Below are 20524 nucleotides of genomic sequence, written 5' to 3'. Positions count from 1 at the left end.
GCTTATTTTGCGATCCGAAACAGGTTGAATATCTTTTTACCAACTTAACTGTACTCCAGTCATCAACTTCCCGCCATCGTGAATTGACGGGTGGCCTCCAGCAACCGACCGACGAAGGAGTCCGGGGCGTAGGCGTCAGCCGAGGTTGTGACCCGCAGGGAAAGGTGGCTGTGGCGATTGGCTTCCAGCTCCAATTCCAGGAGGCCATCGTCATCCTCCAGGATCAGCAGCGTGGTTTCGCCCCATGCTTCCTCGATTCGCCAGGTGCCGATGAGGCTGTTGCCGCCCAAGGACAGTTCCACCGTGCCATGGGGGCCTTCCGGGTCTTTGGCGAAACGCAGGCGGCTGTTGTCGCCGAGCACCAGGGATTGCCCCAGCAACGCGTCATAATTGATGGTCTCCAATGGCCCTACGGCATTGTCGCGGCAGATCGACACGTAAGCGCTATCGAACTCGGGTTGCAGGCCGGCAGCCTGTACCCCGGCATCATTCTGGTGCCGACGCAGGTAGTAGTGGAGGCCGAGTTCGGGCTGCACCGCGTCCACCAGATTCTTGAAGGCCTCGGCGGTAACTTCCACCGGCTCCCCTTGCAGCGCCTTGCCGATCAGTTCCTGCTTCCACCAGTTGAGGATGGCCGGCAGGCTTTCGGCCACTTCCCGCATGGTCACCGGAGGCATGGTGAAACCCAGCGGCAAAAGCGCCGCGATACGGTTCTGGGCCGTCGGATCTGTCGCGTAAAGCAGACCTTCACGCAGACCGTACAGCAGTTCATAGTTGTCGGGTTCCAGGTTTTGGCCATTGAGCTCCGCGATCTCCCGGCTTACCTGGAACAGGTCCAGTAGCGCTCCCATGTAGAGGTTGGCCCGTAGATCGGCCAGCTCATCTTCGTTTACCGAGCCGTTGAGTTCCGCCAGGCCGGCCATGGGGTCGACGGTGAGATCATAGCCCCGATAGCCGTTGATCGCGGTCAAAAGGGAGGAGATATCACCATCGGCAAAAGCCCTGGCCGCCAGGGTGGTCAGCGGAGTCACCACCACGGTGCCGGCGTCATCCTGGCTGACCCGGTGCATGAGTTGGCCGGTAAAAGGCAGGCCCTGGTGGGTGCCGCGCTCCAGCATAATGATGGCATTACCGGCGGGCACCGGCTTGGCAAAGGTGAAACGGCCCTGCTCGTCGGAGGGCGTGGAGATTTGCTCACCTTCCCCCGCGTCCCAGCGGCCGTTACCATTGACATCTTCAAAAAAAGTGGCGCCAACAATGTAAGGGTCAACCGCGATGCCACCGGTGATACCGGCCGGCTCGTCATTGGTGTTGTCGGCAGAGGTGTCATCGTTGGCCTGGTCATTGCTTTCGGCAGAGGTGTCATCGTTGGCCTGGTCATTGCTTTCGGCGGAGGTGTCGTCGTTGGCCTGGTCGTTGCTGTCGGCAGCGCCGCCCTCGGTAGCCTGATCATTGCTGTCGGCAGCGCCGTCGTCGGTGGTCTGATCATTACTGTCGGCCGCGCCGTCATCAATGGGATAGTCGTTACTGTCCGGCGAGTCGTCCTCGGGAACTGTTACGGGACTGCCCGCTGAGTCGCCATCAGTAGGGGCGATGGGATAGCTCCCCGTACTGGGGGCACTGCTGACAACGGGAGGGCTGTCGGAACCGCCACCGCAGGCGGTCAGGATCAGGAGCAGTAGAAGGGCGGGGAAAAAACTTGCGATCTTAGTTTTCATAACGGCACCTCAGAAAGTTGGATGCCGTATGGTCTGTCAATCACTTGGTTGACAGGAACCATTCGGCAACCCCGCTACCATCTCCTGTCGTGAACAGGAGGAAGGCCGGTGGCTTTGCGTCCCATGCTTTCGCCATGGTTTGCCTTTATCGTGGTAAAACGCTCGTTGCGAACGTTGCATAGAGCACAAAACATGCCAAGCTTACTTAAGTTAAGATTTATAAAGTTGTTACAGTAGGTTGCGACCAACACTCCCGGCTTGCGACTGCAATCCGCAGCCAAGTTTTTCTGGGAGACTGACATAAACCGTCACTCGTTGATGACCTTTTCCGTCAGTCCGGGTTGCTGTATAAAAAAACGACCCTGGCGGTCGTTCTTTTTACCGGCGGCTTAATTTGTTTAACCACGAATCGTAAAAGCAAGTAAGATGCCAGGCTGGGGTCCTGATCGATAAGCTGCTGTTTTTAAAGAGAAAAAAACAAAACAAGGGGGAGCGGTGGGAGGTCCGCAAGGCAAAAAGTGAATGGAATAGACTACACCAGGAAGGGGGGAAAGCGGCGATCAAGGCGTTATTAGTTAGTTAAACCGGAAGGTTACTTGAATTGTATGGATTTTACTGCGCAAGGTTCGCATTTCAATCCTTGAATTCACCGGGAGAAATGCCGTGCTTTTTCAGCATATTATAGAGATCGGCCCGGTATTTGCCGGCCAGTTTCGCCGCTCGACTGATGTTGCCGGCGGTGGCCTTGAGCAGATCGCGCAGATAGGTTTTTTCAAAACCGGCCCGCGCCTCTTTCAGGGTCGGCAGGGAGCCGCGGCCGTTTTTGGCCGGCAGGATCAGCTCCGCGCCGATGGTGCCGCTTCGGGCCATGGCTAGGGCGAATTCAATGGTATTTTCCAACTCCCGGACGTTGCCTGGCCAGTCATGCAGCATCATTTTCTGCAGCGCGGCGGTGGTGATGGTGCTGCTTTTTTTGCCCGTCTGCTGGCTGTGCCGGCGCAGGAAGTACTCAACCAGGGGCGGGATGTCTTCCTTTCGGTCCCGCAGTGGGGGAATATGCACCGGAATTACGTGAACCCGGTAGAACAGGTCTTCGCGGAAGGCGCCTTTTTTCACCTCTTCCTTCAGGTTTTTGTTGGTGGCAACAATCACCCGGGCGTTGAGGGCGACCTGCTGCTCGCCGCCCAGGGGCATGATGGTCCGCTCCTGCAGCACCCGCAACAGTTTGCCCTGCAGGGGCAGCGGCAACTCGCCGATTTCGTCCAGAAAAACCGTGCCCCGGCCGGCCCGGGCGAAAAGCCCCGGTTTCTTGCGGATCGCGCCGGTGAAGGCCCCTTTCTCGTGCCCGAAAAGTTCGCTTTCCAGTAGATTTCCGGGGATGGCGGCGCAATTGATGGCCAGGAAGGGCGCTTCCCGGCGCGGGCCGGCCAGATGGATGGCTTTGGCGATCATCTCCTTGCCGGTGCCGCTGGCCCCATAGATGGCCACGGTGGCGGCGGAATCGGCGATGCGGGCCACCTGGTCGAGCACCCGGCGCATCGGTTGGCTGCGAGCGATGATATTGCCGAAGTCGCGCTTCTCCTCGACCAGCTCCCGCAGCCGATTAAGCTCTCCGGTCAGCCGGCTTTTTTCCAGGCCCCGTTCGATCTGCAGGATCAATTCGCGGGAGTCGAAGGGCTTGGTCAGGTAGGTGAAGGCCCCCCGCCCCATGGCGTCCACCGCGCTTTCAATGCTGCCGTGGGCGGTGAGGATGATCACCGGCAGCTCCGGGGCCTCCCGGTGCAGCTCCTCCATCAGGGTAATGCCGTCCTGACTGACCAGTTGCAGGTCGATCACCGCAGCGTCGAACTGCTGTTGGGCCACCACCCTTTTCGCCTCGTTTTCGTGGGCGGCGGTGGTCACCTGGTAACCGGAGGCGTTCAGCCGGATCCGGATCAGGTCCAGCAGATTCAGGTCGTCATCGACCAGCAATATTCTTTTGTCCGCCATTGCTCGCTCCTCAGCGGGTGAGCTGCTTTTTCTGCTCTTCGATTTGCCGGTCGATCTGGCGCATCTTCTCTAAAACCTCGAAAATCCCCAGCCAGACCCGGGCCTCTTCCGCCCGGGGGCTGGCGGGAAAGTCGCTTACGATCCCGGCGAAATAATCCCGGGCCTGCTGGTAATCCCGGGCCGGATTGTCGCCGTGGGCGGAGATCAGCCCCAGGTTGTAGAGCGCCTCGTCGGCCGGTGGGGCGGTACCGGCCTGCCGCAGAATCTGCTCGTTTTTCCTCGCCGCCTCCGCAAAATTACGATCTTCAACCAGCGGTCGGGGCAGGGCCGGAGATTCCTTGAGGGCGGCGATGGTGTCGTAAAGGTCGACAAGAATTTTGGCCTCGGGAACCAGCGGTGAAGCGGGAAAGTGCAGGATCAGTTGTGCGAAGTAGTCTCTGGAGAGGTCGGCATTCCTTTCCGGGAAGGCGGGGTTGGCGTAAACCAGGCCCAGTGCGTAAAGGGCCAGATCGGCCGGAAGCTCGGTCTCGCTCTCTTGCAAGACCTCGCGGCTCTGTTGGATCACGGTATCGAACCTTTCGGCGGCCAGGTGCTCACGGTACCGGGTAAGCTCATGTCGGGCCGGGATTTCGGAGGGGGGCAGCCGCAACGGCGCACAGGCAGTCGCCATCAGCGCCAGGATCAGTCCGCCAGCGGTAAGGTAAAGTAAAACGTGCTGCCTTTTTCGATTTGACTGGTCGCCCACACCATGCCTCCGTGCGCGAGAATGATCTGTTTCACCGTGGCCAGCCCCAGGCCGCTGCCTTTGATCTTGTCGCTCCGGGCCGGAAGCACCTGCTGGAACTTGAGAAAAATCCGCTCCAGGTCGCCCTCGGGAATGCCGATGCCGGTGTCTTGCACGGCCACTTCCAGCATCTTGCCCCGGACCGCGGCCGTCAGGGTGATGGTGCCCTCTTCCGGGGTGAACTTGACGGCGTTGCCCACCAGATTGCGCACCACCTGCGTGATTCTTTCCCGGTCCACATTTACCGGCGGCACGGCGGCGATGTTGTTGACGATGCGCAGCCCCTTGGCCTCGGCCAGGGGCTGCAAGCCCTGCAGGGCGTCGGGGACCAGGGCGGAGAGATCGGTTCGAGCATAATGATCGACCACCATCCCTGCTTCCATCCTGGCCAGGTCCAGCAGGGAGTTGACCCGGCTGATCAGGCGGTCGCTCTCCTGGGAGATGATCAGCAGGATGCGCTGCTGGTGATTATTGATCTCCCCGCCCACGCGGTCAAGTAAAATGTGGGTCCCTTCCTTGATGGAAGCCAGGGGGGTGCGCAGTTCGTGGGACATGTCGGCGAAAAAGGCCGACTTCAGGTTGTCCAGTTCCTGAAGCTTGTGGCACATGCTGTTGAGGGCGATGGCCAGTTCTTTGATGTTCGGGGGCGATTCGATCCGGAGATCACCCTGAAAGTTGCCCTGGGCGATTTCCCGGGTCTTGGCCTGCATGACCCGCAGCGGTCGGGTGATGCTCCGAGTGATGACGGCGGCCACCAGCAGGCCGATGAAAAGCGCCCCGAGGGTGATCAAAACGGCGATGCCCCCGGCCCGCTCGCCGGCTTCTCGCAGGTTGGCTATTTTGGCAAACACGTTCTTCTCGCTCGCCTGCTGCATCCCCTGCAAGGTGGCAATCAGCTCGGCGGTGACCTGCTTCTTCTCTTCTTCGTATCGGTCGGCGTCATAGGTGGCAGCGCTGCGGCGCAACTGGTGCTCCTCCTCGGCCAGCCGGGTAAATTCAAGGTGCAGGGCGGCGATGGCCTGCAGGGCCTGTTGAATCTCGGGATTGGCCAAGTCACGCCGGGCGTTCCCCAGCAGCCGGGTGAACTCGTCCCCGTCCTCCAGGTATTTCCGGTGGAGCTGCTCATCGTTGAGCAGCACAAACAGGCGGTCGTTGCGCGCCTGGGAGAGCAGCGCGTCGGAGAGCCGGCCGGAGAACTCCATGACTGCCGCGTCATGCTGAACGATGGACTGCACCACCTGATTGAACCGACTGAGGTGGTAGATAAAAAAGAGGCTCACCCCGGCCAGCATGACGAAAAAGACCAGAGAGCTGATAAGCAGGCGTGCGAAGATCGACAGTTTCAATGGAAGCAGGGCCCCGGCCGGCCAGTTCTTTAAAAGGTCAGTTGCGATTCCTGTAGTTGGTGCTCACCCACTCGGCGTAGCTGCCGTCCAGAATCGCTCGCCACCAGGGCTCGTGGGCCAGATACCAGTCGACGGTGGCCTCGATTCCCGCCTCGAAGCTGTAGGCGGGGGTGTAGCCCAGTTCCTTTTCGGCCCTGGTGGGGTCGATGGCGTAGCGCCGGTCGTGGCCGGGTCGGTCCTTGACGAAGGTGATCAGTTCGGCGCAGCTTTGGCGTTGGGCCGCCGGGCAGTGGGGGAAGCGGCGGGCCAGGGCGGGGTCGGTGGAAAAATGGTGGTCCAGGGTCCGGCAGAGGAGGTGGACGATCTCCAGGTTGGTCACCTCGTTGTGGCCGCCGATATTGTAGGTTTCTCCCCGCCGGCCTTTGTTCATCACCAACTCGATCCCCCGGCAGTGGTCCTCCACCTGCAGCCAGTCGCGGATGTTGCCGCCGTCACCATAGATGGGCAGGGGTTTGCCGTCCAGGGCGTTGATCAGCACCAGGGGGATCAGCTTTTCCGGAAACTGGTAGGGTCCGTAGTTGTTGGAGCAGTTGCTGGTGGTCACCGGCAGGCCGTAGGTGTGATGATAGCTGCGCACCAGATGGTCCGAGGCGGCCTTGCTGGCCGCGTAGGGGGAGTTGGGGGCGTAGGGAGTGGTTTCGGAAAAGGGCGGGTCAGCGGGACCCAGCGAGCCGTAAACCTCGTCGGTGGAGACGTGGTGGAAAAGAAAGTCACCCCCCTCGGGCCAGCTCTTTTTGGCCGCCAGCAGCAGAGTGTGGGTGCCGACGATATTGGTTTGAACAAAGGCCTCCGGCCCGGCAATGGAGCGGTCCACGTGGGATTCGGCGGCAAAGTGGACGATGGTGTCGATCTTTTCCGCGGCCAGCAGTTGCTCCACCAGGGGCTGGTCGCAGATATCGCCATGGACCAGGCGCCAGTCGGCTCCGGCCGGCAGCCCTTCCAGATTGGCCGGGTTGCCGGCATAGGTCAGGGCGTCCAGCACCACCAGCCGGTCCCCGGGATGCTGCCTGGCCCAGTAGTGAACAAAGTTGGCCCCGATAAAACCGGCCCCGCCGGTGATCAACAGTTTACGCATGTTTTCAGCTCCCTTAGCATGGCCCGCAGGCCGTCGCGCCAGTGGCGGGGAGGCAGGCCGAAATCCTGCCAGCTGGCGGTTTTGTCCAGCACGCTGCAGGGAGGGCGGCGGGCCGGGGTGGGGTAGGCGGCGCTGTTGATGGGTTTGACCGCCCCGCTGGTGGGGGCGAGCAGGCCCAGTTGCTCTCCCTCCTCCCTGATCGCCACCGCGAAATCGTACCAGCTTGCCACCCCGGCGTCACTCCAGTGGTAGATGCCCTGCAGCTCCGGTCGCTCGGCCGCCGCCCACAGGGCCCGGGCCAGGGTGCGGGCCCAGGTGGGGGTGCCGATCTGATCGCAGACCACCCCCAGTTCCGACCGTTGGGCCAGCAGGCGAAGCATGGTTTTGACGAAGTTGTGGCCCTGGGCCCCATAGAGCCAGCCGGTGCGGATAATCAGGGCCTGGCCGTTGCTGGCCCCCCGAACCTCCATTTCACCCGCCAGTTTGCTCTGGCCGTAAATATTGAGGGGGCCGGTGGGGGCGTTGGGGCGATAGGGGGTGGCCTGGTCGCCGGCAAAGACAAAATCGGTGGAGATATGCAGCAGCCTGGCCTTGGCGGCGGCCGCGGCCCGGGCCAGGTTGCCGGCTCCGGTGGCGTTGACCGCGTAGGCCAGCTTCGCTTCCGCTTCGGCCTGGTCCACCGCGGTATAGGCGGCGGCGTTGATGATCAGCTCGGGTTCAATGGCGGCCAGCGCCTGGTTGACCGCGACCTGGTCGCTGATATCCAGTTGCTGCCGGGTCAGGCAGTGCAGTTCAAACCGGGGCGGGGCGGTTTTTCGCAGTTCGCTCCCCGCCTGGCCGCCGGCGCCGGTGATCAGCACCTTCATGGGTAGCACTCCGCCTCCCGCCAGCCGACTCCGGCCTGGTCCTTGGCCGAGAGCAGGGGAGGAAGATCCGGCGGTAGCGGCCAGGCGATGGCCAGCTCCGGGTCGTCCCAGCGCAGCACCCGCTCATCTTCAGGGGCGTAGAACTGGGTGCATTTATAGAGAAAATCCGCCTCGGGGCTCAGCACGTAAAAGCCGTGGGCGAAACCCGGTGGCACCCAGAGCATCTTTTTGTTGGTTGCCGAGAGAATCACCCCCACCCAGCGGCCGAAGGTTGGGGAGTGGCGGCGCAGATCCACGGCCACATCGAAGACCTCGCCGGCGATCACCCGGGCCAGCTTGCCCTGGGGCTGCTTGATTTGGTAATGCAGGCCCCGCAGGGTGCCCCGGCCGGAGCGGCTGTGGTTGTCCTGGACAAAGGCGAGATCCAGCCCGGCGGCGGCGAATTTTGCCGCGTGCCAGGTCTCCATGAAAAAGCCGCGTTCGTCCCCGAATACCTGGGGTTCGATGAGGATTACCTCCGGGATGGCGGTGGGGGTGAATTTCATGGCCGGCCGATGATCCGCAGCAGGTACTGGCCGTAGCCGCTTTTTTCCAGGGGCCGAGCCAGGGCCGCCAGTTGCTCGCTGTCGATATAGCCCATCCGGTAGGCGATCTCTTCCGGGCAGGCGATCTTCAGCCCCTGGCGATCCTCCACCACCTTGATGAAGAGGGCTGCTTCCACTAAAGAGTGGTGGGTGCCGGTGTCCAGCCAGGCGGTACCCCGGCTCAGGGGTTCCACGGTGAGCCGGTCTTGTTCCAGGTAGGCCCGGTTGACATCGGTGATCTCCAGCTCGCCCCGGGCCGAGGGTTTGATCTGCCGGGCGATCTCCAGCACCTGGTTATCGTAAAAATAGAGGCCGGTGACCGCGTAGTTGGATTTGGGCCGGCTGGGTTTTTCTTCGATGCTGGTGGCCTTGCCCTGCTCATCGAAGGCGATCACCCCGTAGCGCTCCGGGTCTTTGACGGTGTAGCCGAAAATGGTGGCCCCGGCGTCGCGGGCGGCGATGCTCTGGAGTCGGCGGGAGAGGCCTTCCCCGTAGAAGATATTGTCCCCCAACACCAGGGTGACCGGGTCGGAACCGACAAAATCGGCCCCGATGATAAAGGCCTGGGCCAGGCCGTCGGGGCTGGGCTGGATAGCGTAGGTCAGCTCCAGTCCCCAGGCGCTGCCGTCCCCCAGCAGGTGGCGGAAGGCGGCCTGATCGCCGGGGGTGGTGATGATCAGGATCTCCCGGATCCCCGCCAGCATCAGGGTGGAGAGGGGGTAGTAGATCATCGGTTTGTCGTAAACCGGCATCAGTTGCTTGCTCACCGAATGGGTCAGCGGGTAGAGCCGGGTGCCGGAACCGCCGGCCAGGATAATCCCTTTGCGCATGGTTAGACGGCTCCCTTGGAGAAGAGGACGGCGGGAATGGTTTTGAGCAGGATCTTGATATCCAGCCAGAAGCACCAGTTTTCGATATATTCCAGATCGAGGGCCAGCCACTGTTCAAAGGTCAGGTCGCTGCGGCCCGAGATCTGCCAGAGGCAGGTAATCCCCGGCTTGACGCTGAACCGTTTGCGCTGAATCCCCCGGTCGAAGAGGTCCACGTCCCGGATCGACATGGGGCGGGGGCCCACCAGGCTCATCTCGCCGCGCAGGACGTTGAACAGTTGGGGCAGCTCATCCAGGCTGGTCTTGCGGATAAACCGGCCCACCCGGGTAATCCGGGGGTCGTTGCTGATCTTGAAGATCGGCCCATCGGCCTCGTTGAGGTGCTCGATCTCCTTAAGCCTCTCTTCGGCGTCCAGGTACATGGAGCGGAATTTGAACATGGGGAAAAGATGCTTGCGCAACCCCACCCGCTGCTGGACGAAGATGGCCGCCCCCGGGGAGTCGAGCCTGACCGCCAGGGCCACCAGGGCCATCAGCGGCAGCACCAGCGGCATGGCCAGCAGGGTCACCACCAGGTCGAAGAGCCGCTTGATGAAGAGCTTGCCTTCGTCTTGGGCCACCGGTTCCATGGTCAGCAGGGGGGTGGAGCCGATCTGGGTCAGGCTGACCCGGGCCACCTGGACGTTGAAGATGTCGGCCATGAAGCGCAGCTTGATCCCCTCCTCCTCGCAGGCATGGGCGATGTGGTCGGCGTCCTCCAGCAGGGAGCGGGGAATGGCGATGATCACCTCGTCCACCACGTTGCGCTTGAGGCATTCGCTGATTTCGGCCACCGTGCCGATGATCGGCGCCCCGTCGATCTCGCCCCCCACCCGGGTGGAATCGGGGTCCAGATGGCCGATAATTTTGATCCCCCATTCCGCCTGGTTGCGGAGGTTGCCGGCCATCTCCCGGGCCCGGTCGCCGGTGCCGATGATCAGCACCCGCAGGGAGCCGCTGCCGTCGCTGACCGATTTTTTGAAGTATTCCCGGGCCGCCAGCCGGACCCCCAGCAGGGCCAGGAAGGCCAGGATGGCGAAAAAGAGGATCACTATCCGGCTGATATATTGAATTTCCAGGAAGAAGAGCAGGGAGAGCAAAACCCCGATGGTCAGGGCCATGCTGCGGAAAAGGGCCCAGGCGTAACCAAGGAAGTTGGTGTAACGGGGATTTTTATAGGCCCCGAAGTAGGTGAGGAAGGCGATGAGCAGGGTGAGCAGCAGGGGCAGCAGAAAGAGGTGGGAATAGATGTTGAGCTCGCCGGCCTCGGGCAGCAGCAGGTTGCGGCCCCAGAAGGCCGCCAGGAAAGCCGCCACCGCGCAGACGACATCGAGCAGGAAAACGGTGCGGTCGAGCTCCTTGCTGCGGGGATCGTACATGATTCACCGGAGATTTCAGGTAAGGCCGGGCCGGCCGGACAAAAATAACACAAGAGCGTATCATTTTATTGAGCCTTTGGCTACAACCTTTTGCGGCGGTTGGGGCTGCTCAGCTTCCCGCCACCTGAAACCAGCGGGTCTCCTCCAGTAGTTTGCTGACAAACGAATCCGAGTGATCGGCGGCGGCCTCCCCCTTGACCCGCAGGGAGAGGTGGCTGGACCAGTCGGTGATCAGTTCCAGCCCCAGGGTGTCACCGGTCTCGTCCCCCAGGATTAGGAGATTGCCTTGCACCAGCCAGGTGCCGCTGATGGTCGCACTGCGGCCGTCCCTGTCCTGGTAGGTCAGGCTGATGCTGCCCGGATTACCGCCGGTGGCGGAGGAAAAACGCAGCAGGCTCTGGTTGCCCACATGGAAGATCCGATTGGAGAGAAACTCCTGCTGCAGGGAGGGTTCCCCCAGCAGTTGTTTGCTTCGATCCTGGGCCAGGCCGGCGTGCTGGTCGCTGGCCGGCGGCAGAAGGTTGTCGTCGATGGCAGCCCGCACTGCCGGGTCGCCCTGGTTGTTGCGAAGATAGTAGTGGAGGCCCAGTTCGGGCATCGCCGCCGCGACCAGGTCCTTGAATTCGTCGGAGCTGATGGCGACCGCTTCGCCGCTGATGGCCCGGCGGATCAACTCCTGCTTCCACCAGTTGAGCAGGGCCGGAATGGTCTCGGCCACTTCCCGCATGGTCACCGGCGGCAGACTGTAACCCCCCGGCAGCAGCGCCGCAATCTCGTTTTGGGAGGTTGGGTTCGTCGCATACCGCAGACCTTCCCGCAGACCCTCCAGCAGTTCGTCGTTATTGGGCTCCAGGTTTTGGTAATCCAGGTCAGCGAATTCCCAGCCCATCTGGAACAGATCCAGCAGCGCCCCCACGTACAGATTGGCCCGCAGGTCGACCAGTTCCGCTTCGCTTACCGAGCCGTTCAACGCCGCCAGCCCGGCCATGGGATCGACGGCGAAATCATAATCCCGATAACCATTGAGCGAGTTGAGCAGGGATGAAATCTCTCCCCCTGTAAAAGCTTGCGCCAGTAAGGTGGTCAACGGTGTCACCACCACGGTCCCGGAATCTTCCGCGGTAATCAGGCGCCTCATCTGACCGGTGAAAGGCAGACCCTGGTGGGTGCCACGCTCCAGCATAATGATGGTATGGCCGGCGGGAACCGGCCTATCGAAGGTGAAACGGCCTTGCTCGTCGGAGGGCGATGAAATTTGCTCTCCTTGGTCCCAGCGGCCATTACCGTTCACGTCTTCAAAGAAAGTGGCGCCGACAATGTAGGGGTCCACCGCCACCCCACCGGTGATGCCCCAAGTACGCGCCTCCGTACCGCCGGCACCGGCAATGCTGTCACTGCCACCGCCGCTGCAGGCGACTAAGCTCAAAAACAGAGGAAAGAGAAGGACAAGAGGCGAGATGAAACCTGCAAGTTTTGCACCCATACGACAGCTCCACCATTAGTAGTGATGCCGTACGGTTGTTTCACCTCCCATGTTGAGAGCGGACCGCGCGGCGGTAGCCCCGCTGCCATACCCCGGAAAAGGGGGGTCAAGGCCGGTTGCTTTGCGCCCCAAGCTTTCGCTGTGGTTTGCCTTTTTCGCGCTATTTTTTACTTTAAAATCGCTGTTCTAGCTCCAGGCAAGCTGGATCAGCCCGAAGACACTAAAACTTAAGAACAGGAAATAGCAAAAATAAAATTTAAAAACAATTGTTTTTTTAGGTCGCCCCGCCACCAGGTTCCGTTTCCGGGAATCCGAACCGATTGGGTTCGGGTTCCCGGACCAATTGGAAACGGCCGGGAACCGGGTTGGTGTTAAATTGCCAATAACAGTTGATTTTCAAGTTTGGACCAACTTGGCATGCTTGTTGCTTGGGTTAAGGAACTAAGCCTGTGTTAAGCTTTTTTAAATGAGCTGCCAGTAAAGGTTCGGGCCAGTAACGGTTCGGTTGGATATTTAGATTTAAGGAAGGAGGTTAATTTATGAAATATTTAAGGATGTTGTTTGTGGCTTTGGGCGGTTTGCTGATTTCCTCTCCAGCGTATGCCTTGCTGATCACCCCAGATACGTATAACGGCACCGATTGGAGCTATGACACGGATGCATGGTCGGGTCCCGAGACCTCGCAATCTGCTATAGATTCGCTTATTGCATCAATTATTACTCCCTCCGTAGAGCTGTATAAGGCGGACTTCAATCCTGCAATGCCACCCACTGAGTCAGGTGCTTTGGCTGGTAGCTATAGCACCACTTTTTCCCCTGACACCGAGGACCCGACGAGTGCGACGATTAATTATCTGGGAGGTGACTACGTCGGCCCTAACGCCTATGCCTTGGTCAAGGACGGCAACAACAACCCGGGATGGTATCTGTTTGACTTGACAGCCGCGGGATGGGACGGCATGGAAGTTCTCCAATTTGATGGTTTCTGGGCAGGGGGTCCTGGCTCCATTTCGCACATAGCCCTGTACGGCGAGAGCACTCCCGTTCCCGAGCCCGCCACCATGCTGCTGTTCGGGGCCGGCCTGGCTGGGCTGGCCGGGTTGGGACGGCGGAGACTGCTGCAGGCCTGATCAGACGCCGGAACCGGCAAGCTGGAGGGCGGCGGCAAACAGGGCAGGGCCAGGCATCATGGCTCTGCCCTTTCTTTTTATTGCTGACACCGGTGGGGTTCGATGGTAATGGTTTAGCCAGGGTCCAGGTCGCTCCGGGGCCTTTGCCGGTCAAATCCCCTTGCCCAAGAAAAACGAGGATCACCATGCTCACCCCCCACTCCCGCCGCTCTTTCCCCATCCTCCTTATCCTTGCCCTGCTGCTGGCGGCCCTCTCGGCCGGTTGCGGCGATCCCGAGCAGAAAAAACAGGCCCACTACGAGAAAGGGCTGGAGTACGCGGCCAAAGGGGAGCATCGGGCCGCCATCCTCGAGTTCCGCAACGCGGTCCGGATCGACGGTAAATATGCCGATGCCTACTATCAACTGGGCCTGGCCCAGCTGGCCACCGGCGACCCCCAGAACGCCTACCGCGATTTCGAGCGGGCCAGTTCGGTGGATCCCGCCAACCTCGATGCCCTGCTCCAGGCCGCCCGCATTCTTCTGGGCAGTAATCAGCCCCGGGAGAGTCGCCAGCGGGTGGAAAAGATCCTGGCCGCCGATCCCGATCATCTGGAAGCCCTGATCCTCCAGGCCACCATCCACCTGCTGGAGGGTGAGGCCGATCAGGCGGCGGTGGTGGTGGCCCGGGCCATCGAGCTCCACCCCGATCTGGACCGCCTCCACCTGCTCCAGGCTCAAATCCATACCACCCGCCGCCAGCCGGCGGCGGCCGAGGCGGCCTTCAAACGGGCCCTGGCCCTGCCGCCGGCCAATATCGGCAAGCATCAGGCCCTGGCCGGCTTCTATCTCAGCCAACAGGAGGAGGAGAAGGCCGAAGCGCAACTGCGGCAAAGCATCGCCGCCTTCCCCGATTCACCCCAGCCCCATCTCGACCTGGCCGCCCTTTACGCCGGACGGGACCAGATGGAGCAGGCCGAGGCCAGCATCAAACAGGCCATCGCCCTGGCCCCGAAGGACCCGGGCCTGCTCCTCAATCTGGGCAATTTTTACCGTGGCCGGGGTCTGTTCGACCAGGCCGAATCGGCCTATCGGGACGCCCTGGCCCTGGCCACCGGCGAGGCCGCCCTGGATATCAAGGCCACCCTGGCCGACCTCCATTTTGAACGGAACCGGCGGGAAGAGGCGGAGCAACTGGCCGGCGAGGTTCTGGCCGCCAACGGTCGCCACGGCCTGGCCCTCCAGGTCCGGGCCAAACTCCTGGTCGCCGAGGGGAAAAACCAGGAAGCACTTACCATCCTCAACGGGCTGGTGCGGGATTATCCCCGCTGGGGCGAGCCCTTCTCCACCAAGGCGCTGGCCCATTTCAACCGGGGTGAGATGGAGCTTTCCCATACCGCCGTGGAAGAGGCGGTCAGGCTCGCCCCCCGGGACGCCCAGGCCCGGACCCTGCTGGCCCAACACCTTTTCCAGAAAAGGGAGATCGCCGGGGCCAAAAATGAGGCCATCATCGCCCTGCGCCTGCGGCCCAACAACTTCCGGGCCGCCATCATCCTGGGCCGCTCCTTCCTCCATAACCGCGAGTACCAGGAGGCCCTGGAGCTGTTTACCCGCATGAACGAGCTGCTGCCGGACAACCTGGAGGTGCTCCACCACCTGGGCCTTACCCATCTGGCCCGCCGGGAAAATGAATCGGCGGCCGCCATCTTTAGCCGGATTCTCAAGCAACGGCCCGATTTTACCCCGGCCCTGGGCTCGCTGGTGGCCATCCGCTTGCAGAGCCGGGATCTGGCCGGGGCCATCGCCCTGGCCGAGGCCCAACTGGCCGAGGCCCCCGATCATCTCGATTATCTGCTGCTGTTGGGCGAGCTTCATATCGCCAACCAGGATTTTGAGCGGGCGGTTGGCGTCCTGCGGCGGGGCCAGGAGTTGGCGCCCGAGGAGCTGCGCACCTACCTGCTGATTGCCCAGATTCAGAGCAAAACCGGGCGTACCACCGAAGCCATTGCCGAATACCGGGCCCTGCTGGCCCAACAGCCCGGCCAGATCCCCGCCCGGATGCAACTGGGGATCCTCCTGGATCAGCAGGGTGACCAGGCCGGGGCCAAGGAGGCATACCGGGAGATCCTCAGCCGTTCACCCCGTTTCGCCCCCGCCGCCAACAACCTGGCCTGGAAGCTTGCCGGCGAGCAGAAACCCGATCTCGGCGAGGCCCTGCGCCTGGCCCTGCTGGCCAAGGAGCAGGCCCCGGAAGACCCCCATATCGCCGATACCCTGGGTTGGGTCCATTATCTGCGCGGCTCCCATGACCTGGCGGTGCGCCAGTTCGGTCAGGCTGTCGCCGGCCTGCCCGAGAACCCCACCATTCGCTACCACCTGGCCCTGGCCCTCCGGGCCGTGGGTAAAATCACCGAGGCCAAGGGGGAGTTGCGGCGGGCCTTGGAGCTGCCGGCGGAGTTCGCGGAACGGGAGGCGGCCCGGGAAATGCTGGCCGGTTGGGAAAAAGAGTAGCGGTGGCTTATGCGGCGCACCTTTGCCATCGGCGATATCCACGGCTGCCGCCCGCTGCTGGTGGAGCTGCTTAAGCGGATCAGCCCGGATCCCGATCAGGACACCCTGGTCATCCTCGGCGATTTCATCAATCGTGGCCCCGATTCCCGGGGGACCGTGGAGTTGCTGCTGGAACTAAAGCGGCAGTTCCGCCATCTTATCCTCCTGCGGGGCAACCATGAGCAGATGCTGCTCGACTATCTCGACGGCCGCGACCAGGGCCTTTTTTTGGCCGTGGGCGGCCGCGAGACCATAGCCAGCTACGGGGCCGATCCCTCCGCCGCCGCCGCTGCCCCCGTCTGGCTGCCCCCCGAACACCTGGCCCTGCTGGCCGATCTGCCCACCTGTTACGAAAACGAGCATGGGATCTTTGTGCATGCCGGACTCCAGCCCGGGGTCCATCTCACCGGCCAGTCGCCGGAATGGCTGCTCTGGGCCCGGGATGATTTCATCGAATCGGACCATGATTTCGGCAAGCGGGTGATCTTCGCTCATACCCCCTTCGCCGATCCCCTGGTGATGGCCAACAAGATCGGGATCGACACCGGGGCTGTCTATGGCGGCCGCCTCACCTGCCTGCTGCTGCCCGAACTCAAATTCGTCGTGGTCCCTGCCACCGTCGAGACCTCTTTTCCTTGACAATCGAAGGTGTCGCACCATAATGGGGGGTAACTAATTGATCCCATTTGTGAACTGCAAAACAGGAGGTGCGACATGAAGAAAGTTGGATATTCATTAAAAAAATCAGGTGGTTTTCGCTGCGGCTGGGCCCTGTTGGCCGCCCTGGCTCTGCTGGCTGTCCTGGCCCTGGCCGCTTGTTCCAGCTCCAGCTCCACCCCGGCGGCCCCTGCCGATGTTCCGATCACTCCCTCTCCGACGCCCGGGGCCGGCACCAGCGGTGACCCCTACCCGGGGGAGACTGATCCCGCGGCCATTAACGATGATAATGCCCAGCATCTGTTAATGTCGCTTTTTGAGCTTTCGCCCATAGTGACCAACGTCAGCCATATGCTGATGCCGGATAGCGCCGCCGAGGCCAAAACCGTCGAGGCCGGAATCGAAATGGGTGACGAGAGCGGTCAGGTGGAGGTCAGTGACGTTTCCTTTGATGACGCCACCGCAGTTTTCGAGGCCACCGCGACTTTCACCGATTTCCAGGCGGCGGTTGACGAGCCGGTGTTTGTTTCGGGCAGCCTGGAGGTGCGGGCCGGCTACCGCACCTCCGGCGCCGGCGACTGGCTGGTTTCGACCTTTAACGACCTGGTGGCGCAAGATAGCAGCGGCACGCCCTCCTTCACCCTGAACGGGGAGGTGCTCACGGCCACGGTGGCCGGTGGTTTTGTGGTGACCATGAATGTGGATGTGGAGGATAACAATTCCGGTAAGGTTTACCGGCTGGAAGGGGCGGAAGCCACCGTGGTTGATAACGCCACCGCCGGCACCTCCACCATTACCGTGGCCGAGGGCAGCAAATATTACGATTATGATGCCGGCTATATCTATCTGAGTACTCCCCAGCCCCTGGTTATTTCCTGGGCCCTTGATCATCCCATCGGCGGCCAGATCAAGGCGGAGGAGGAAGGGGGGGGCTATGTGCTGCTCACCGCCACCGATGATACCGCCACCCCGCCCTATCATTTCACGGTGATCGGCTACGGAGTTACCGGGTTTACCGATATTCATGAAGGTAGCTGGTAGCGCCGCACCCCAGGCGAAACCACCGCTTACTGAAAACCCCCTCGCCGCCACCCGGTCGCGAGGGGGTTTTGCGTGGGCCCGGTTGGTCAGTGGCCGTTTTGGCCGAAGGTTTGCCAGGCGGCGGTATAGAGCTCGTCGAGCCGCTTTTCCAGCTCCCGGCGGTACTCCTCCAGAACTTCCCCCTTGACCCCCGGCGGGACCGGCAGGGGCGGGCCGTAATGGTAGCTGATTCGGGCCCCCGGTTTGGGGATTACGGTTCGGTCCCAACTGCGCAGAACCCAGCAGCGGTCGGCGGCCCAGGCCGAGGGCAAAATGGGGGCCCCGGTGCGGGAGGCCAGCAGCACCGCTCCCGCCTGGGCGATCCGGGCCGGGCCTTGGGAGCCGTCGGCGATGATCCCGGCGTTGGCCCCCTGTTTGACCCGGCCGATCATCTCCTTGAGGGCCGCCACCCCGCCCCGGCTGCGGGAACCCCGCACCAGTTGGGCGTTCATCATCTTCAGGGCCCCGCTGAGCAGTTCGGCGTCATCGCTGGCCGAAACCATCAGAATCCAGCGGGCCTCGGGGGCGATCTCCAGCTGCTGGTGCCGCACCTGGTAAAGGTGGAAAAAGACCGCGTAGTGCCAGCAGGCCGAGATAAAGGGGGGCGCGGCCAGGCACTGTTCCAGGTACTCCCGACCCACGGTCCGGACCCGGCAGGAGCCGAAGAGGGCCCGGCTCAAGCCGTGGTAAAGGGGCGGGGCCAGCCGGCGGAGCAGGGCCTGTAACCAGGGGTTTTTTATGGCCATGGCGGGGGCTCCGGTCGCAGGTCGCTCACCATTTCAACTCCTCCTCACGCAATAGTTTCAGACGGTCCCGCAGCTCGGCCGCGTCCTCAAAGGCCAGTTCCCGGGCCGCTTCCCGCATCGCCTGCTCCAGCTCCTTGATCTCCCGGCGCAAGTCGGCCAGGGATTTGAAGGCCGGCCGCCCTTCGCCGGCGGCTGTTTCCGGCAGTTCCAGCGGGGGGTAATCCTGCTCGTAGACGGTGGCCATGAGATCCTTGATCCGGGAGCGGATGGTGGTGGGAGTGATCCCGTGGACCCGGTTGTATTCGGCCTGGATCTTGCGACGCCGCAGGGTTTCGGCCATGGTCCGGGCCATGGAATCGGTGATCCTGTCGCCGTAGAGGATCACTCGCCCGTCGACGTTGCGGGCCGCCCGGCCGCAGGTCTGGATCAGGGAGCGTTCACTGCGCAGGAAGCCCTCCTTGTCGGCATCCAGCACCGCCACCAGGGAGACCTCGGGGATATCCAGCCCCTCCCGCAGCAGGTTGATCCCCACCAGGACGTCGTACTCCCGGCGGCGCAGGTCGCGAATCAGTTCCATCCGCTGCAGGGTCTTGATGTCGGCGTGGAGATAACGGACCCGGACATCGAGCTTCTCGTAGTAGTTGCAGAGATCCTCGGCCATCCGCTTGGTCAGGGTGGTGACCAGCACCGCCTCGTCGGCCGCCGCCCGTTTACGGATCTCCCCCAGCAGGTCATCCACCTGGCTGACGGCCGGGCGTACCTCGATGGCCGGGTCCATCAGGCCGGTGGGGCGGATGATCTGCTCCACCACCCGGCCTTGGGCCATCTCCAGCTCAAAGTCGCCGGGGGTGGCGGAGACGTAGATCGCCTGGTGGACTCGGGCGGCAAACTCTTCGAACATCAGGGGCCGGTTGTCCAAGGCCGAGGGCAGGCGGAAGCCGTAACCCACCAGGGTCTCCTTGCGCGAGCGGTCCCCCCGGTACATCCCCCGGACCTGGGGAATCCCGACATGGGACTCATCGACGAAGAGCAGATAATCGTCGGGAAAATAGTCCAGCAGGGTGGGGGGCGGGGCCCCGGGCGACCGGCCGGTGAAGTGGCGGCTGTAGTTTTCGATGCCGTTGCAGTAGCCCAGCTCCTGGATCATCTCCAGATCGAACATGGTGCGCTGTTCCAGGCGCTGGGCCTCCACCAGGCGGTTTTGGGCGGTCAGCTCGGCCAGCCGCTCCTTGAGCTCGGCCCGGATGGTCCGGCCCGCCTGGATCTGGCGCTCCCTGGAGGTCACGAAATGACTGCCGGGGAAGATGGTGATCTCGGTCAACTCCTCGTGGATCACCCCCCGCAGCGGGTCCACCACCTTAATCGCTTCGATGGTATCGCCGAAGAGTTCCACCCGCAAGGCCCGCTCCTCCTCGTGGACCGGAAATATCTCCACCACATCGCCCCGCACCCGGAAGGTGCCGCGATGGAAGGAGTAGTCGTTGCGCTCGTAGAGCATATGGACCAGCCGGCGCTGGATCTCGGCCGGGGGATAATCCTCGCCCACCTTGAGGGCCAGATGCATGTTGAGATACTCCTCCGGCGAGCCCAGGCCGTAGATGCAGGAGACCGAGGCGACGATGATCACGTCCCGGCGGGTGAGCAGGGCCCGGGTGGCCCCATGACGCATCTTGTCGATGGTGTCGTTGATCGCCGAATCCTTTTCGATATAGGTATCGGACTGGGGGATATAGGCCTCGGGCTGGTAATAGTCGTAGTAGCTGACGAAATACTCCACCGCGTTATGGGGAAACAGCTCCTTGAATTCGGAATAGAGCTGGGCGGCCAGGGTTTTGTTGGGGGCCAGGATCAGGGCCGGGCGGTTGGTTTCGGCGATCACCTTGGCCATGGTGAAGGTCTTGCCCGAGCCGGTGACCCCCAGCAGCACCTGATGGGCGGCCCCCTCCGCAACCCCCCGGCCCAGCAGCTCGATGGCCCGGGGCTGGTCACCGGCGGGCTCAAATTCGGAAACAAATTCAAACATGGCTTTTTAACTTTGTAATTTCAGGAAGGTGGGGGCCGGCAAGGTATAAGGCATGGCAGTGGGCAAATTACCGCATAAGGTGGGGCGGGGCAACCGCAATATCGTTTTGGCCGGTTGGGGCCTGGCGGGTGGGGGTTGATCTTGGCGGCGGTCCATGCTAAATATGGCCCCGTTTGCCCGCCGGGCGGGAGTCCGGCCCATGCCAAA

At 62.2% G+C, this 20524-nt stretch carries 16 protein-coding genes and 2 riboswitches; of the genes, 4 read left to right on the top strand and 12 right to left on the bottom strand.

Features of this window, described 5'->3' with window-relative positions; translation table 11 throughout:
- Window positions 1–62: 62 nt before the first annotated feature.
- From ACHHRT_RS09000 to ACHHRT_RS08955, 10 genes are all read right to left on the bottom strand, one after another.
- A complete protein-coding gene (locus ACHHRT_RS09000) occupies window positions 63–1718 on the bottom strand; it encodes a hypothetical protein (RefSeq protein ID WP_395499435.1) in 1656 nt (551 codons plus the stop codon).
- Between the two features lie 61 nt (window positions 1719–1779).
- Window positions 1780–1872, bottom strand: a riboswitch (cyclic di-GMP riboswitch).
- A 479-nt stretch (window positions 1873–2351) separates the two neighbouring features.
- Window positions 2352–3707 (bottom strand): sigma-54-dependent transcriptional regulator, encoded by a 1356-nt coding sequence (locus ACHHRT_RS08995; RefSeq protein WP_395499434.1) that lies wholly within the window; start codon window positions 3705–3707, stop codon window positions 2352–2354.
- A 10-nt stretch (window positions 3708–3717) separates the two neighbouring features.
- A complete protein-coding gene (locus ACHHRT_RS08990; RefSeq protein ID WP_395499433.1) occupies window positions 3718–4377 on the bottom strand; it encodes a tetratricopeptide repeat protein in 660 nt (219 codons plus the stop codon).
- A gap of 11 nt (window positions 4378–4388) precedes the next feature.
- A complete protein-coding gene (locus ACHHRT_RS08985; RefSeq protein ID WP_395499432.1) occupies window positions 4389–5837 on the bottom strand; it encodes a sensor histidine kinase in 1449 nt (482 codons plus the stop codon).
- A gap of 37 nt (window positions 5838–5874) precedes the next feature.
- Window positions 5875–6972, bottom strand: coding sequence for a dTDP-glucose 4,6-dehydratase (gene rfbB / locus ACHHRT_RS08980; RefSeq protein WP_395499431.1), 1098 nt, complete (start codon window positions 6970–6972; stop codon window positions 5875–5877).
- A complete protein-coding gene (gene rfbD / locus ACHHRT_RS08975; RefSeq protein ID WP_395499430.1) occupies window positions 6957–7838 on the bottom strand; it encodes a dTDP-4-dehydrorhamnose reductase in 882 nt (293 codons plus the stop codon). The genes rfbB and rfbD overlap by 16 nt, the downstream gene beginning before the upstream one ends.
- Window positions 7835–8383 (bottom strand): dTDP-4-dehydrorhamnose 3,5-epimerase, encoded by a 549-nt coding sequence (gene rfbC / locus ACHHRT_RS08970; RefSeq protein WP_395499429.1) that lies wholly within the window; start codon window positions 8381–8383, stop codon window positions 7835–7837. The genes rfbD and rfbC overlap by 4 nt, the downstream gene beginning before the upstream one ends.
- The gene (rfbA, locus tag ACHHRT_RS08965) at window positions 8380–9252 is read right to left on the bottom strand and encodes a glucose-1-phosphate thymidylyltransferase RfbA (RefSeq protein ID WP_395499428.1); all 873 of its coding nucleotides are present in this window, start codon (window positions 9250–9252) and stop codon (window positions 8380–8382) included. The genes rfbC and rfbA overlap by 4 nt, the downstream gene beginning before the upstream one ends.
- A gap of 2 nt (window positions 9253–9254) precedes the next feature.
- The gene (locus ACHHRT_RS08960) at window positions 9255–10670 is read right to left on the bottom strand and encodes a sugar transferase (RefSeq protein ID WP_395499427.1); all 1416 of its coding nucleotides are present in this window, start codon (window positions 10668–10670) and stop codon (window positions 9255–9257) included.
- Between the two features lie 109 nt (window positions 10671–10779).
- Window positions 10780–12096, bottom strand: a complete 1317-nt coding sequence (locus tag ACHHRT_RS08955) for a hypothetical protein (protein ID WP_395499426.1) — start codon at window positions 12094–12096, stop codon at window positions 10780–10782.
- 126 nt (window positions 12097–12222) lie between these two features.
- A riboswitch (cyclic di-GMP riboswitch) is annotated at window positions 12223–12314 on the bottom strand.
- Between the two features lie 378 nt (window positions 12315–12692).
- Between ACHHRT_RS08955 and ACHHRT_RS08950 the strand changes: the two genes are divergently transcribed.
- The 4 genes from ACHHRT_RS08950 to ACHHRT_RS08935 all read left to right on the top strand — a co-directional run bounded on the left by ACHHRT_RS08950 (window position 12693) and on the right by ACHHRT_RS08935 (window position 17509).
- Window positions 12693–13283, top strand: a complete 591-nt coding sequence (locus tag ACHHRT_RS08950; RefSeq protein ID WP_395499425.1) for a PEP-CTERM sorting domain-containing protein — start codon at window positions 12693–12695, stop codon at window positions 13281–13283.
- Between the two features lie 185 nt (window positions 13284–13468).
- A complete protein-coding gene (locus tag ACHHRT_RS08945) occupies window positions 13469–15772 on the top strand; it encodes a tetratricopeptide repeat protein (protein ID WP_395499424.1) in 2304 nt (767 codons plus the stop codon).
- A 9-nt stretch (window positions 15773–15781) separates the two neighbouring features.
- Window positions 15782–16450, top strand: a complete 669-nt coding sequence (locus ACHHRT_RS08940; protein ID WP_395499423.1) for a metallophosphoesterase family protein — start codon at window positions 15782–15784, stop codon at window positions 16448–16450.
- A gap of 75 nt (window positions 16451–16525) precedes the next feature.
- On the top strand, window positions 16526–17509 hold the full coding sequence (locus tag ACHHRT_RS08935) for a hypothetical protein (protein ID WP_395499422.1): 984 nt from the start codon (window positions 16526–16528) through the stop codon (window positions 17507–17509).
- A gap of 86 nt (window positions 17510–17595) precedes the next feature.
- On the opposite strand, the gene ACHHRT_RS08930 is transcribed toward ACHHRT_RS08935, so the two are convergent.
- Window positions 17596–18294, bottom strand: a complete 699-nt coding sequence (locus ACHHRT_RS08930; RefSeq protein WP_395499421.1) for a lysophospholipid acyltransferase family protein — start codon at window positions 18292–18294, stop codon at window positions 17596–17598.
- Window positions 18295–18319: 25 nt separating this feature from the next.
- Window positions 18320–20317: an excinuclease ABC subunit UvrB gene (gene uvrB, locus ACHHRT_RS08925; RefSeq protein WP_395499420.1), complete on the bottom strand. Its 1998-nt coding sequence runs from the start codon at window positions 20315–20317 to the stop codon at window positions 18320–18322.
- Window positions 20318–20524: the final 207 nt, after the last annotated feature.

The sequence above is a fragment of the Desulfurivibrio modestus genome, from assembly GCF_044068625.1.
Classification (GTDB): domain Bacteria; phylum Desulfobacterota; class Desulfobulbia; order Desulfobulbales; family Desulfurivibrionaceae; genus Desulfurivibrio.
Note: the sequence above shows the minus strand (reverse complement) of the source record. Positions and strands in the feature narration are given on the sequence as shown.